The organism is Fibrobacter sp. UWCM, from assembly GCF_900129735.1.
Taxonomy (GTDB): Bacteria; Fibrobacterota; Fibrobacteria; order Fibrobacterales; family Fibrobacteraceae; genus Fibrobacter.
In genome coordinates this window covers 254,526-268,731 of sequence record NZ_FQWR01000002.1, presented here as the reverse complement: position 1 = coordinate 268,731, position 14,206 = coordinate 254,526, and the positions used below count along the sequence as shown (strand labels likewise).

The following is a 14,206-nucleotide window of genomic DNA, read 5'->3' as shown; positions in this document are numbered from 1 at the left end:
CCGCGTTTACTCCACTTCGTAATCGGCGTTGTGGCGGATTTCACGGATGCGCACAGAAATGCCTTCGCGCAGGCTAATGAGGCCCGAAGTAATCACGGTATCGCCCTCGTCGAGCCCTCCGGTCACATCGACCGTAATCGGCGTGCGGAGCCCGGTCTGTACGTGCTTGATTTTCGCCTTCCCGCCCGTAGCCACGAACACGTAGGCGCCATCCTTGTCCAGCGTGAACGCCTCGGCCGGAATCGGGATGCTCTTTGCGACTCCCGCCTGCATAGTCACGTTCACCTTCGCGTAAGAACCCGCAAGGAGTTCGCCCCCTGCGTTATTGACTTCCACCAGCACCTGGCGGGTACGGCTACTTTCCGAAAGTCCCGCTTCCAGGGCCTTCACCTTGCCGCTTGCAGAAATATTGCGTTCCTCGTCCTTGAGTTCCACGGCATCGCCCGGCTTGAGGGCCGATGCATAGCGCTGCGGGAGGGCGAATTTCGCCTTCAACTTCCTCACTTCGCTGAGAGTTGCGACCGAGGTCCCGGTCATGAGCCACGCGCCCACCGAAACGTTCACAAAGCCGAGCTTGCCCGCGAACGGGGCACGAACTTCGGTCTTTGCAATCTGCGCCCTGATGAGTTCCACCGACGCTTCCGCAGACTTGAGCGACGCTTCCGCCGCTTCCATGTCGACCTTCGTCGCACCATCCTTCTCGTAGAGCCCCTTCGCGCGGTCGTACTTCTGCTGGGCGAGCTGCTTGTTCGATTCCGCCTGCTTGAGCTGCGCCCTGAGTTCGGAATCGTCAATCTTTGCAAGGAGCGTGCCCTTCTGCACCTGGGCGCCGTCCTTCGCATAAAGGTTCATGAGCCTGCCGGATGTTGCCGCGGTCAGTTCCACACTGTTGAGGGGTTCGAGCGTCGCCATCGCAGAGAACGTCTTGCCGCCCTCGTGGGCTTCGGCAATATAGCCTTCCACAGCAATCTCGCGTGCAGGCCTGCCTCCCGGTCCGCCTTTCCCGCTCGGGCCACCCTTGCCCGGAGCACCGGCGCCCTTCGCACCGCTCGCAGCGGAATCTTCGCCACCGCAGGCGGCAAGGAAAAGGGCTACAAAAACGAATACAGTAAACTTTTTCACGCTATTTAGATGCATAGAGGGTATCAATTGGTTGCAAAATCTAGAAAAAAACAAAACCTCGCCCCTAATTCCACCCGAATTCCGAGCGTATCCATGCGGTCAGGCTTTGGGCATCCGCAGCGGCCTCTTCCCTTGTCGGGTGGTAGTAAACGTTATACGCAGACTCTCCATGCGGGTCAAACGAGAACCTGTACAATTCATCAACACCCTCGCCTTCGAGAATCGCCTTCGCGGTGTCCAGGTACTGGCGGCATTTCACCATGTAATCCCCGGTAAGCATCGGGCCATCCAGCAAGACAATCCTTGCCTCCGGATGGTAAGAACGTATCTTTCGGATAAAGTTTACGGTCGCGTTCACAAATCGGGTAGAATCAATCATCCTGCTTGCAAAATCGTTCGTGCCCAGGTTTACCACGACAATATCGGGATGCCACTTGCTATGGTCCCATGCAACCGCATCGAGCGACAGCGTCGCCGTCCTGTTATACACAACCGGAAGAGCAAGGGCCGTAGAACCATCGTAATTGAGATAGACCCCGTGACCGCCGCTACAGATGTTATGTTCCTCCGCATGTAGCATCTTTGCCGTCTGCCCCGCATAACTGTAGTATGAGCTTTCAAAATACAGGTCAAATTCCTGCCCCGGCACAGGCATCAGCACATCGCAACCGCAGGCAATAGAATTCCCGACAAACTCAATCCGGCGCTCCGGCCTAGCGGGCAACAAATCCTTCTCCGCACGGCCCAGCACCCGCATTCCATACACGCGCCAGTCACCAAAGTTGCTGCCAGTCCTTTTATACAAAGTAACAACATGTTCGCCATAGGGCAGGTCCGAAACTACAGGTACAGATACAGGCTCGTTCAGCGAATCTTCCTCGGAATAGGTAAGCTTTATCAGGGAGGAAGGGTCTTCTTCCCCATCCACAAAGACATCAAGATAGACGATATTGTTTGTCCAGCCCTTCATCTCCAGGGCGGTTCCGCGAAAGGCAATCGTAACGGAAGACGCCGACCACGAAAGAATCAGGAAGTTGCCTTTTTCGTAATTGGTGCGCCCGGAAATCTGCAATACGTCCGAATCATAAGGGACCCAAGTCCATTCCAGCACGGGAACATCGGTAGAATCTTCTGAATAGGAAACACTGTTGCTGCAAGAAGCTAGGCAAAGGGAACAGAGCAACGCCATGACGAGAATATTCTTCACCGCGATACCCCGCAACCACAGCCTAGAACTTCACGTTCATCAGGATTCCGCCGCCGTCTTCCAGGAACTCGGGCGCAAATTCCATCCGCTGCGAAAAGGACCTGGACGATGTCGCCCGGTAGACGCGCATCACGTCAAGAATCGAGACCACGCGATTGAGCACCAGCGCGCCGACAGAAACCTGGAACACGATACGACTCACGCGGAAATGGCGCAGGCGGCTCTTGTACTCCTCGATACGCTCGGTCGATTCGGGATTATCGCTCGAGCCCCAGTCCCACTGGATGCTCTCGCTGTATTCGTCGTCAATCGCCTTGCCCGCACGGATCATCGCCTGGTTGTAGTCCTCGTCCATATCGGGAGAGGAATTCTGGCCGGCGACTCCCCCGCGGCTGCGGTAGTCGCCCACCGTATTGAGGAGAGATACATCCTTGCTATCCGTAGTGAGCCCCGCATGGCGCACCGCGTAGCCGTGCGCCGAGGTGATGTAGCGTTCACCAATAAAATACGACCCGATTGCCGTAAGCCAGAGGGCGGCATCCGTCCACACGAACGGCTTGACCAGCGAGCGCTCGTCCAAGTAAAGTTCGCCCATACCGGGTAGCAAGGCCGACGCCCCGAGCGCAAGCCAGAGGCTCTTGTCCTGGTTCTTGCTTACGTTCTCGTCGACGGTAATAACTACCTGCGAAAAGGCTGAGACCGCAACCAGAAGAATGACCATCAAAAGGCGCATCTAGAATCCCCAACTAGCCTGCACGCCCACATCGAGCCCGTTAAAGATGCTCACGTAGCTATCGAAGTGAAGGCGGTCATACCACGAAAGTTCCTCGGAGTAGAGCGTCTTGTTGTGAGCGTTCGCCGTAAACGCGGCATCGATGGCCGAAACAATGTGGTTAAGGATAAGCCCGCCGAAGAACCACACCTGCAAATCGGCGTAGTCATTCGCCTTGCTGCGCATGGAGCGGTACTCGTCCATGTTCGAGGATTTCGCGAGCGGCACAATTCCGTCGGAAGGCTCGTCGTCCTCGAGTTCGAGGTTCATGGCAACCGCCGGTTCTTCCACATCGTCCCAACCGAGCACATAAGCCCTGTCCGCAATCTGCTGGTAGACCGCAGAACCATCATAGAACGAACCGACCGACTCGATTTCGTTCTCGAGCGACGTGGGGTTGCCCACAGAGAAGCGGTCGTAATGGCTCTTGTCGTTGTAGAAAAGCCTGTTCGCCGTATAACAACCCGCCGAAGACGCGTTGCCGTAGATGGCCTCGCAGAAACTTTCACGACTATTCATGTAGCGGGTCTCGAAGCGGGATTCTTCCGTCTCGTCAGAAAGCTGGCCCACAAGTTCACGCATGCCCGCCTCGTAACGGCCAATGGAATAGTGTTCCCTGGCAAACTTCTTGTACTTCTTGACCTGGTCGTTGTACTTGTACACCGAGAAATAGGCCCAACTGCCCCACAGGGCCGCTTCGAGCGCAAGGTAGGCACCACCGCGCACATACGTGAACGTCGAACCGCCCACATAGAGCTGGCCGGAACCCGGCACCACGAGCGACATGAACAGCGCCTTGCGCGGGCTCTTGTAACGGCCCTTCATATCGTCAATGCCATAGACCTTCGAAACCTTCACCGGGCCAAGCAGGTCACGGCGACTCATAGAACTGGACGAGATATCCGCAGTACTGGACACACTTGTCTCGCTATCGCTCGACTGCGGTGTGACGTTGCTGGAACTGAGGGCCGCAAGCGAATCGCGGATACGGTTTTCTTCCGAAAGTCTCCTCATCTCTGCTGCATAGGCCTCTTCGGGGGTCATCGGCTTCGCAGAATCGCCGGCAGCGGAATCTGCAACAGTGGTGTCGGCCGGAGCAGTCGTATCCGCGACGGCAGGGGCGGCAGTATCAGCCGGAGCCACAGAACTTGAAGAAGTCTCTACAGAAGAACTGCTCGCCACGCTCGAACTGGAGGGTGCCACAGAACTCGATGACAGCGCTGCACTAGAAACAGGTGCGACGCTACTGCTGGAGACAGCCGCCGAACTGGACGAAACAACCGTCTCGCTCGACTGGGCAGCCTCGGCTTCCGCCTCGAACTCCGCAAAAAGGTCACGCGGCTGCGCAAAGGACTGCACCGCCAGAAGACCGGCAAAACATGCCACTAAATGAAACTTATGCATACGGTTATTAAAATAGCAAAAATCGCCCCCGCAGAGGGGGCGACTTTCTAAAGTTCAGTTGTAGCCGGAATTACTTCGCGGCGACCACCCAAACCTTGACCTGTGCTTCGACATCGCCGAACACCTTGATGGTGACGGTGAACACGCCGACCTGCTTGATAGGTTCAGCAAGTTCGACCTGAGCACGGGTAACCTTGACACCGGCCTTAGTGATGGCGTCGGCAATGTCACCAGCGGTCACAGAACCGTAGAGACGATCGCCTTCGACAACGCGGCGTTCGAGGTTGACAGAAATCTGAGAAAGCTTGGCAGCGACGTCACCAGCGGCGGCGAGTTCCTTCTGGAACTGAGCTTCGAGAGCAGCGCGGTTGGTTTCAATCTGGAGCTTGGCTTCCTTGGTTGCACGGACAGCGAGCTTGCGCGGGAAGAGGTAGTTACGAGCGTAACCATCCTTAACCTTCACGACGTCGAGCATCTTGCCCAAGTGGGGAACGTTGGCCTTAAGAATAATTTCCATAGTCTAGTTCCTCCTTAGCGCAGACTGTCCGAAACGAACGGGAGAATGGCCATCTGACGGGCACGCTTGATAGCCTCGTTCAGCATACGCTGGTACTTGGCAGAGGTGCCGGAGATGCGGCGCGGGATGATCTTGCCACGTTCAGAGATGAAGCGACGGAGAGTCTTCTCGTCCTTGTAGTCAATGAACTTGACGTTGTTTTCCGTGAACCAGCAAGTCTTCTTGCGGCGGACACGGGTAGCCTGCTTCTTATCTTCAAAAGCCATTATTCAGCCTCCCCTTCTTCTGCGTCAACCGGGATGATTTCCTCGGTAGACTGAGCCATGTCCTTGTTGTAGACGATTTCGCTCATCGGATAATCAGCGAGAGTCATCCAGCGGAGGACGTTTTCGTTAAGCTTGAGAGCGGCTTCCATAGCGGCGACCACAGCGGCTTCTGCCTTGTAGTAGAAGATCACGTAGTAACCGTGCTGGCGCTTGTTGATGGTGTAAGCGAGCTTGCGCTTGCCCCAGTCGTCACGGCGGAGAATTTCGCCGTTGCCGTCGGTGATGCTCTTGCCAATCGTCTCGACTTCGGCATTGATAGCGTCGTCAGAGATCATAGCGTCGATGATCACCATCGTTTCGTATTGTCTCATAATGAGTCCCTTTGGTCTATCGCCCGGGTACCGACATTGGCTCCGGGAGGGTTCCGATTATAAAATCGGTGTGCCAAATATAGAAAAAGGGGCTTTTTTGTCAATTCCTGCGGAAAAGATACATGCCGGGAGCGGCATTTTGGGGCACGGACCGCCCATTGAGGTCGAACTTTGCCGGTTTCGAGGGGAAAACGCCCCTGTACGTGTAGGGGGAACGGCGGATGCCGGTCGTACCGCCCGCAAACGAGCCATACGGGTCGATTTCGCGGATACTTACATACTTGTATTCGCCTTGGACCACGTTGTTCGTGCTGCCGTCGGTACGCATCAGGGCAATTCCCCCGCCCTTGAGGATAGGCGCGAAGGCATCCTCGAGCCCGTTGTAGTCCTTGCAGCCATCGATGGTCGCAGCCCCGCCCGAGGCCCCCGACCAGTCCTTCCCCCCGTCGAGCGCCTCGCCTACCTTCTCCCACTTGGCGCTTGCGGGCTCGCCGTTCGAGGTCGAGTCGATGTAGAGTTCCAGACGGACAGATGTCCTAGATTCGTCGGGACCACCATTATCCGGGTATGCACTATTGTACACTATAAACTTCATGCCGATCCAGCGGCCGAACGGGAGCTTGGCGCCACCCCACAGCGGGGCCTGCCGGCCCACCACGCCCTCGCTCTGGTAGTAGCTGCCGGGGTGTTTCCACTCCTTCTCGAAATCCCACTTGCCGTCGTGCCTGAAGCGCGCGTAATACGTACTCGCATCGCAGTTGTTGCCCCCGCCCGACGCATGCCCGAGCGCACCGCTCCGTACGCCCATCACCATGCCGCCGTAGTCGGGGCCGTTTGCCGAAGCCTCGCCCCTGCGGTAGTAGGCGGTAAATTCCACATCGCGATAGAACTGCTTCTTTGCCGCCCATTCCGTCTGGCTATTGATATGGAAGCGCGGGCCGGAGCTCATCATCTGCATCACGCCGTTGCCGTCTATCTTAAAAAAGGGAGACGCATCGCCAGCGCTACGGTTGTCCGTCCATTCCAGCGCATCATCAGGGTCGCCGTCCCAGTCAATGCCGCGGGCATGCCCGTTGTTCCAGTGGGCAGAATTCCACTCGACCGAGCCCTCCTTCGTGGGGTAGAACTTCTCGATACCGAAGGTATCCTGCGGAACCTCGTCGTAGAGGGTAACCGCGAAAGCGAGTTGGCCTAGAAGGCCTACCGTAAACAGAAAAGATTTCTTTCCAGCAAACACCATACCTTAAACACTCCTTTACGAGGAATATATGTTTTTTCTAGCTAAATGGAAACAATAATGTTTTTTTATAAAAAAATTTGATTTGACAAGCCTGCTGAAAGCGGTCAAGGCATTCGTCATTATGAAATTTTAATCATCGTTTAAAATAATCAATCAAGATCATACAGATAAGAAGGAGACCTCTTTATTTCAAAATTCAAGCATTTTTTCCTTTTTTCAGCAAAAAACTTTCACCAACAACTGCATCTTTTTCATAATTACAGGAGTCAATCGCAAGAGTTACAACCAGTTTTCTACGAATTCCTTGAACTGCAGGATTTTTTCGCTAGAGTGGACATCGAACAGCAGATGTTCGAAATCCCGCTTTTTCATGTTTAGGTCAACGGTATCGGCGACTTTCAGGAGTTCTTTTTTTAGACTACGCAAATCCTTGATGCCGTTTCTCTTTTGCAAGAAATCCATATTCGGGCTAACTTGAGGCAAAAGGAACATACAATCGTAAAAATCCCGCCCCTTGCCACGGGACAAAAGCGCTGAAATTTTCATTGCGCAAAGAATGTCATCAGGAGGAACCTGCAACGGGAAAAAGAACCCGCATCCGCTCACGTTTACTATCTGAGGCTTGTATCCAACACCCTGATCTTCGGCTTCAATCTTTACCAGCAAACGTTCTTCCCTATGGCCGCTCAACTTCAGTGTAAAGAGCAGTTCCGGGAAATAGATGCTTCGCCGGAATGCGGTTATCCGTTCACTTTCCTTTTGCTTGACGACTGCATTCAACCCATTCCCCTGCAGGTATCGAATTATGTTGTCTGTAAGTAAAATAAAGTCTTCCTTGGAAAGATCCTTGCAGTCAAAATCCAGGTCTTCGGAGAACCTGTCTATCTTCTTGATTAGCCGGAGATTTGTTCCGCCAATAAAGGAGAGACGACTCACATATTCCGAACTAGAAATGTAGTCAAGAATCATCAGCAACAGATACTCCTTGAGCATCTGCTTTGCAAACAGAGGATTGTTCGCAATTTGTGGCGGAAAGAAATTCTTGATGTAGTTCAAATCAATCATACAACCTCAACAAACTTGCGACGCGCTTGTCCAACGCCTTATTAGCAAATTTCCTCAAATAGGCATCCATTCTATCGCGGTCCAGCGAATCCGTCATAAAATCTTCGTCCAGGCGGAGCGCCTCGAAATCATCTTGTGTCTTGTAAAACGGGTTCAAGTACAAGAAATCCAGCAGCGCCTTTTCGGGCGTCGCCATCAAGAAATACTGGCCATTTGCCGACGGATGCTCTATAGGGTACGGCGCATAGCCAAAAAACAACGACGGCTTTAGGTTCTGGTAAACGAACTGCCCCCAGCCATTTTCGAACGAGGCTGTCTTTAGCGACGCCACGCAGGTCAGTTGCACCACCGTTTCGGGAATCATCCCGTAGAACGCAAGCGCATACTGGAGCGAAATGTAAGAAGGCTTGTAAATCTTGTTAGCGGCAAGCCTCACAAAGTCAGGATTTTTGCCGAACTCCGGAAAAGAAAACCACCCCCGACGCAGGCGCACGATATATCCCTGCTTTAGCCAGTGCGTCAAGTTCATCTGACTGAAATCAGGATACTTCGCAAGCACCTGGTTCGTCGTAAAGCAAACCAACGGGAAAAAAGCTTCTTTAAACTGCAAAAAATTCATTTTATTTCCGTCGTTATACAAATATATATAATTTCAGAAACAAAATCAAATTTTCTCTATTTTTTTCGTTTTCTACGTTATTTTGCCATTCAACAAAGAAATCCATGCGAAAAAAACTATTTTTCCGCACATGAACAAGTCCGACAGGGTTATTGGCTACATTTCGCTCCTCGCGCTTATCGCCCTTTTTGCAGGCATCGCCTATGGCATGTTCGAGGCGCACGAGCACGTGACCTACAAGGCATACGTCGATTTTGACGAACTGGGCTCGCTACAGCCCGAAGACCCGGTGGTCATCCGCGGCTACAACGTGGGCACTATCGGCAAGGTAACATGGCTGGGCGACCGCGCCCGCGTGGAAATCAAGTTCGACGAGCCCCGCACCATCCGCGAGGGAACGCAGTTCAACAACGTGAACTACGCCATCATGGGCCAGCGCAGGCTCGAGATTGTGCCGAACAAGCACGGCAAGGTGCTCCCGCAGGACTTTATCCACCAGGGAACGTTTGAGCCGGGAATTGCCGAGGCGCTCCGCTACATGGAAGACGTGAACGCGCAGATTACCCGCGTCCGCGAGGTGATAATGCTTATCGCGAACGGGGATTCCACCCACCAGTCCGCGCAGGAACTCTACGAGAACGTGATGGGCACCATCGAGGGAATCCTCGAGAACGCCGACAAGACCATCGACAAGCTGAACCCCGCCATAAACGGCCTCGTGAAGCAGATAAACGAGGCGGGCAACACGGTAGCAACCATGGCAGACCAGGTCGATACCACGGTGAAGACGACGACTGACGCCCTGAACGCCAAGATAGGCGAAGCCGAGAACGTCATCAAGTCCATCGCCGAGGGTACGGAAAAGGCCGAGAAGATGATTACCGACATCGAGAACTCCCCCGCCATGAACAAGCTCATGAATTCCACCGAAATCGTGGACAAGGTCGCCGACCTCACCAAGAAGATGAACGAACTCATCGCGGCCATCGACACGAAGGGCATCAAGATGTACGACGACCAGGGCAAGGAAGTGAAGCTCTTTACCTGGAAGAACACGAACCTTATCGGCAAGACTGCCCGCGAGAAGGCGAAACTCCGCGCCGAGAAGGGCGAAGCACTGCCGGGTTCGGAAGAGGTCGAGGGCGAATAGCCCGAAAGCGCAAACCAACGGAAGCGCACCCAGATGGAAATTTCGCAACTACCGGGGCTCGGGCCCAAACGCGCAGAAGCGCTCCGCAAGGCGGGGCTCGGCTCTGTTGCCGACCTGCTGTACAACATTCCGCGCACCTACCTCGACCACACGAAGGTCACCCCCATCGGGCAGTGCCGCGCCGGCGACAAGGTGGTGCTTATCGGCACAATAAAGCGGGCGGGCGTGGTGCGCGGGAGACGTTCCCGATTCATGGCGACGCTCACCGACGGCACGGGCGAAATCCAGCTGCTGTTTTTCCAGGGCACGAGCTACTGGGCCAGGCGCATAAAGAACGATACGCGCTGGTGCGTCTCGGGTGCGGTCGGTGAATACCGCGGCCTCCAGATGACACACCCCGACATGCAGCCGTTCGATGACGACGAGGAATTTACCGGAGCGATTCTCCCGGTTTACCCCATCAGCGAGGCTTGCCGCGAAGCCCGCATGGAGCAGAAGTTCTTCCGCAAGCTGTACAAGACCATTTTCGGGTTCCCGGGACTCACGCTACCCGGGCTATGCCCGAAGGCGCTCACGGACTACCTCCGTTTTGCGCCGGTCATGCAGAACCTGCGCACGCTCCACCTGCCCAAGGAATTCCCCGCGATATACAAGGCGAAGCGCGAACTGAAGGTCCTTGAACTGCTGCCGTTCTGCCTGCGCATGGTGAAGCGGCGCGAGAACCAGAAGTTGCGCGGGCACGAGCGGCAGATTGACCTCGGGACGGTGATGGCCACGAAGGCGCAGTTGCCGTTCGCGCTGACCCACGGGCAAGAGGAAGCTCTCGACACGATTGTAGCAGGCCTTAACGGCAAGAAGCAGTTCCACGCGCTTTTGCAGGGCGATGTCGGTTGCGGAAAGACCGTGGTCGCGATGCTTGCGATGATGGCCGTTTGCGGCGGCGGAAGGCTTGTCGCCGGTTCTGATATGCCCGCCGGTAACGGGATGCGCGAACAGTGCGCGCTGATGGTGCCGACAGACATCCTCGCGCGGCAACACTACAAGAGTCTCAAGCCGTTCTTCGATGCCGCAGGCCTGAACGTACGCCTGCTAGTCGGCGCCACACCCGCCGCCGAGAAGAAGGTAATACTCGGGGAAATCCAGATGGGGCTCGCCGACATCGTGATAGGCACGCACGCCCTGTTCAGCAAGGACGTGATTTTCTCGCGGCTCGGGTTCGTTGTCATCGACGAACAGCACCGCTTTGGCGTGGGCCAGCGCGAGGCCCTGCTCGCGAAGGGAGACTACCCCGACATGCTCGTGATGAGCGCGACACCTATCCCGCGAAGCCTCGCGATGACGCTCTACGGCGACCTGAAGGTCATCAGCATCAAGGAAAAGCCCGCGGGCCGCAAGCCCATCAAGACGCGCCTCGTGAACGCAAGCAAGCGCGAGGACATGAAGAAGTTTATATGCAAGGAAGCCGCCACCGGAAACCTGTGCTACTGGATTGCAAGCCGCGTCGGGAGTGACGATGCTTCGGCAAGCTCAGCAACCGGCGATAACAGCGCAAGAACCGTTGACGAGATTGTCGAGGAACTCCGGGCGTATGTCGCAGGGCCGGGCCGCGCCGTTTTAGGGCCGGCTTTAAACGGCGACACGCTGAAGGTCGCGGGCGTACACGGCCAGATGGACGATAACGAGCGGGATGCGATTATCGCGCAGTTCGCCGCCGGAAAGATACACATCCTTGTGGCAACGACCGTAATAGAGGTGGGCGTGAACGTGCCCGCGGCAAACCTGATGGTCATCGATCAGCCCGACAGGTTCGGGCTCGCGCAACTGCACCAGTTGCGCGGCCGCGTTGGCCGCGGCGATCGAGAAGCGTGGTGTTTCCTGATGATGCCCGAGGGCGACACCGCCGATACCAGCATGGAGCGGCTCTCCCAATTCTCGCAGACCGAGGACGGCTTCGAGATTGCGGAACTCGACCTGCAGACGCGTGGCGCAGGCAACCTCGAAGGCAACGAACAGAGCGGCGCGTGGGTGTTCCGCTGGTTCGACTGGATAGCCGACCAGGAACTCATCAGCCAGACGCTCGAGACCGCCGAGCACATATTGCACGACAAAGAATCCTTCGACGACACCGCCCGCGAGCAGATACAGGCGTGGTACAGCGAAAGGGATTTCGCGAACGAAGACGGCGTGCACTAGGCCCGCGCAATTCTATACGCGATTTAAACCGCGCGATAATTCCGCAACTAGATTAAATTCGTAAACGTACCGAGCACGAGCGCCAAAAGCGCAATATTCAGGAAGAACATCGCCCTGCGCACAATCATGAAGAACACCGCCTGCCAATGGAGCAGGTGGTCGGTCGGGGCAACCAGTTCCTTGAACGCGAGGTAAATGTTGAGTGCGCCGGTAAGCACCATCATGAGCGCCCCCGCAAAATAGCCCTCGCTCCAGACCATCACGGTAACGATGACGCCCGCCACTATTGCAAAGAACCCGATGATGAGTTCGACGCGCAGAATCATATTCTTTATCTGGCGCAACTTGGCACGGGTCGTATTTTGCTGTTCTTCCATATTCTCAAATATATAAAAGGTGCTTATCCTGTTTTAACAATCCCTATAGCGAGTACGCAGTCGTGATGGAGAAATGCGGGTCTCCCTTGCGCGAACCATTCAGCGGAATGCTCACATCGAGTTTGTTTATCAACTTGCTTATTGACTTTGTCTGTACAAAACGTGCGCCAAAGCCAAGCACGTAAATCAGGTCCTTGCGTCGGATATCGCCAATTTCCCACGCGGTCTCGCCCACGCTCGCATAGCCCACGAACACGGGAACGAGTGTCGCGATTTCGAAATCCGGGAACCAGCGCTGTTCCAGGCTTCCGTAGACGCGGGCCTGCCCCGTGTAGAACCCGGTCGGGAACCCGACAAAGCCATCCGTACCGCCGAGAGAAAGCTGGTAACCGTAACGCGCCTCGTCATAAAAGTCGACAAGCCCGGTAAGCGCCGTAGAGAACCTGTTGTTCGGGTGGAAAATATATTCGCCCTTCACGCGGGTGTACATGTCGCGCATTTCGCCGTGGTCCAGGTAGAAGTTGCTGTACGAAAGCAGCGTCAAGTAGTGCATTCCCGCGCCCAGGTAAAGGTTCAGCCAGAAGTCGAGCCGTATATCGTTGTCGTGCGCGCCTATCTGTTCGTAGTTTTTCGAAAGTTGCACCTTCGCGGTCCAGCCCTTGTCCACATCCTCGTTCCACTTCACGTTATGGAAGTTGCGGAGTTTCTCGTAGCGCAAATCCGAATACATGATATAGGCGCCCAGGCGGGAATCCTTGCGTTCCGGGAGCCACTCGTTCCAGGCAGACGCGGAATCAATCGCGTACGAATTTTCGCCGTCGGTAAACCTGTAGCGCAACAGTTCGCCCTTGCTTGCAGTGAGCCTGCGGTAGTCGTATGTCGCCCCGAGATAGAACTTGCGCTGCGTGCCCCCGAAGGAGCGACTCACGCGAAAACTGAGCGAGTCACTGATGAATCCCTTCACCTTCATGAGTTCCACAGTCTCGTCGCCGTTATACTGCTGGAGCGAATCGAGCGGCAAATCGGTCGGCGAAAGAACCGTACCCGCGGGCAAATCGCCACTGCCATAAACGTAATAGTAACTCTCGTTCTTGAGGCCCGCAAGCGTGTAGGCCCACTGGTTCACGCTCCTGCTGAGGAACGGGACGTACATTGTCCAGCTGGCGAGGTAACCGTCGGTATTGTAACTGTAGAGGAAATCCAAATGGTTGTAGCGGAATATAAAGTGCGGTGCACCGTATTCCACCTGCCACATGTCGCGGAACTCGTTGTGCCCGAAATAGAACCCGAGCAGTTGTCCGAGCCCGAGGAAGTTGCTTTCTTGCACGCCGACACCCCACACCAGGTTCTTGTACTTCCATTCGCGGCCACCGAACCCGAAACTTGTCAGCACGTTCAACGTCCAATTGTCGCTCGTGTGCACGTTCACCACATTCTTCCCGCTATCCTGTTCCACCGTGATGGTGGCATCGCTCAAGAAGCGCTGTTCGCGCAGGAACCGCTCCGATTCGAGCATCAGGTCGAGATTCACCATGTCGCCCGTATTGAAGAGGAGCAACTTGCGGACGGTGTGCTCGCGGGTCTCGATATGCACAATGTTCAGGATGTCGTAAACCAGTTTATCGTACTTGGTATGCACCTTCGAATCGTCAAAGGCATCGCCGATATCGTAGACAATGCTATCGACGCGAAAAAGTGCGGATGAATCGCGAGACGGACTTGTTACCGACGGGTCAAGAGAAGCCGCGACAAAAGAATCGACCGCAGCGGAATCTACAGCAGAGGAATCCGCAACAGAGGAAACGGACTCGGCAAAGGCGACCGCCGCAAAAAAAGCAAGAAACAGAGAACAAACAAGTTTATGCACAGTGAAATCCCCAAAGGCAGGTCTAATATAGAAAGA

At 55.2% G+C, this 14,206-nt stretch carries 14 protein-coding genes; 2 read left to right on the top strand and 12 right to left on the bottom strand.

All coding sequences use genetic code 11. From position 1 onward, the window contains the following. Positions 1-6: 6 nt before the first annotated feature. The 10 genes from BUB22_RS02545 to BUB22_RS02500 form a co-directional block, all read right to left on the bottom strand. The gene (locus tag BUB22_RS02545; RefSeq protein ID WP_254794601.1) at positions 7-1,122 is read right to left on the bottom strand and encodes an efflux RND transporter periplasmic adaptor subunit; all 1,116 of its coding nucleotides are present in this window, start codon (positions 1,120-1,122) and stop codon (positions 7-9) included. Between the two features lie 64 nt (positions 1,123-1,186). Then, complete coding sequence (locus BUB22_RS02540) at positions 1,187-2,329, bottom strand: SGNH/GDSL hydrolase family protein (RefSeq protein WP_139258676.1); 1,143 nt, start codon at positions 2,327-2,329, stop codon at positions 1,187-1,189. A gap of 22 nt (positions 2,330-2,351) precedes the next feature. Next, positions 2,352-3,062, bottom strand: a complete 711-nt coding sequence (locus BUB22_RS02535) for a hypothetical protein (protein WP_072810064.1) — start codon at positions 3,060-3,062, stop codon at positions 2,352-2,354. Beyond that, positions 3,063-4,505: a DUF5683 domain-containing protein gene (locus BUB22_RS02530; protein WP_073113779.1), complete on the bottom strand. Its 1,443-nt coding sequence runs from the start codon at positions 4,503-4,505 to the stop codon at positions 3,063-3,065. 70 nt (positions 4,506-4,575) lie between these two features. Continuing rightward, a complete protein-coding gene (rplI, locus tag BUB22_RS02525; protein WP_072810059.1) occupies positions 4,576-5,022 on the bottom strand; it encodes a 50S ribosomal protein L9 in 447 nt (148 codons plus the stop codon). A 14-nt stretch (positions 5,023-5,036) separates the two neighbouring features. Then, complete coding sequence (gene rpsR / locus BUB22_RS02520; protein WP_072810056.1) at positions 5,037-5,288, bottom strand: 30S ribosomal protein S18; 252 nt, start codon at positions 5,286-5,288, stop codon at positions 5,037-5,039. Further along, positions 5,288-5,659: a 30S ribosomal protein S6 gene (gene rpsF / locus BUB22_RS02515; RefSeq protein WP_072810054.1), complete on the bottom strand. Its 372-nt coding sequence runs from the start codon at positions 5,657-5,659 to the stop codon at positions 5,288-5,290. The genes rpsR and rpsF overlap by 1 nt, the downstream gene beginning before the upstream one ends. A 100-nt stretch (positions 5,660-5,759) precedes the next feature. Further along, a complete protein-coding gene (locus BUB22_RS02510) occupies positions 5,760-6,899 on the bottom strand; it encodes a hypothetical protein (protein ID WP_073113778.1) in 1,140 nt (379 codons plus the stop codon). Positions 6,900-7,178: 279 nt separating this feature from the next. Continuing rightward, positions 7,179-7,964, bottom strand: a complete 786-nt coding sequence (locus BUB22_RS02505) for a nucleotidyl transferase AbiEii/AbiGii toxin family protein (protein ID WP_073113777.1) — start codon at positions 7,962-7,964, stop codon at positions 7,179-7,181. Next, complete coding sequence (locus tag BUB22_RS02500) at positions 7,957-8,583, bottom strand: type IV toxin-antitoxin system AbiEi family antitoxin domain-containing protein (protein WP_073113806.1); 627 nt, start codon at positions 8,581-8,583, stop codon at positions 7,957-7,959. The genes BUB22_RS02505 and BUB22_RS02500 overlap by 8 nt, the downstream gene beginning before the upstream one ends. Positions 8,584-8,713: 130 nt before the next feature. On the opposite strand from BUB22_RS02500, the gene BUB22_RS02495 reads away from it, so the two are divergent. Then, the gene (locus tag BUB22_RS02495) at positions 8,714-9,733 is read left to right on the top strand and encodes an MlaD family protein (RefSeq protein ID WP_073113776.1); all 1,020 of its coding nucleotides are present in this window, start codon (positions 8,714-8,716) and stop codon (positions 9,731-9,733) included. A 33-nt stretch (positions 9,734-9,766) separates the two neighbouring features. Next, positions 9,767-11,926, top strand: coding sequence for an ATP-dependent DNA helicase RecG (locus BUB22_RS02490; protein ID WP_073113775.1), 2,160 nt, complete (start codon positions 9,767-9,769; stop codon positions 11,924-11,926). Positions 11,927-11,973: 47 nt separating this feature from the next. Here the strand turns inward: BUB22_RS02490 and BUB22_RS02485 are convergent, their stop codons facing one another. After that, complete coding sequence (locus tag BUB22_RS02485) at positions 11,974-12,303, bottom strand: hypothetical protein (protein WP_073113774.1); 330 nt, start codon at positions 12,301-12,303, stop codon at positions 11,974-11,976. 43 nt (positions 12,304-12,346) lie between these two features. Continuing rightward, the gene (locus BUB22_RS02480) at positions 12,347-14,170 is read right to left on the bottom strand and encodes a BamA/TamA family outer membrane protein (protein ID WP_175547218.1); all 1,824 of its coding nucleotides are present in this window, start codon (positions 14,168-14,170) and stop codon (positions 12,347-12,349) included. Positions 14,171-14,206 lie beyond the last annotated feature (36 nt).

Excerpts from the sequence above, each read along its gene's own strand:
- BUB22_RS02535 (WP_072810064.1), bottom strand. The coding sequence starts at position 3,062 with ATGCGCCTTTTGATGGTCATTCTTCTGGTTGCGGTCTCAGCCTTTTCG.
- BUB22_RS02530 (WP_073113779.1), bottom strand. The coding sequence starts at position 4,505 with ATGCATAAGTTTCATTTAGTGGCATGTTTTGCCGGTCTTCTGGCGGTG.
- rplI (WP_072810059.1), bottom strand. The coding sequence starts at position 5,022 with ATGGAAATTATTCTTAAGGCCAACGTTCCCCACTTGGGCAAGATGCTC.
- rpsR (WP_072810056.1), bottom strand. The coding sequence starts at position 5,288 with ATGGCTTTTGAAGATAAGAAGCAGGCTACCCGTGTCCGCCGCAAGAAG.
- rpsF (WP_072810054.1), bottom strand. The coding sequence starts at position 5,659 with ATGAGACAATACGAAACGATGGTGATCATCGACGCTATGATCTCTGAC.
- BUB22_RS02510 (WP_073113778.1), bottom strand. The coding sequence starts at position 6,899 with ATGGTGTTTGCTGGAAAGAAATCTTTTCTGTTTACGGTAGGCCTTCTA.
- BUB22_RS02505 (WP_073113777.1), bottom strand. The coding sequence starts at position 7,964 with ATGATTGATTTGAACTACATCAAGAATTTCTTTCCGCCACAAATTGCG.
- BUB22_RS02500 (WP_073113806.1), bottom strand. The coding sequence starts at position 8,583 with ATGAATTTTTTGCAGTTTAAAGAAGCTTTTTTCCCGTTGGTTTGCTTT.
- BUB22_RS02495 (WP_073113776.1), top strand. The coding sequence starts at position 8,714 with ATGAACAAGTCCGACAGGGTTATTGGCTACATTTCGCTCCTCGCGCTT.
- BUB22_RS02490 (WP_073113775.1), top strand. The coding sequence starts at position 9,767 with ATGGAAATTTCGCAACTACCGGGGCTCGGGCCCAAACGCGCAGAAGCG.
- BUB22_RS02485 (WP_073113774.1), bottom strand. The coding sequence starts at position 12,303 with ATGGAAGAACAGCAAAATACGACCCGTGCCAAGTTGCGCCAGATAAAG.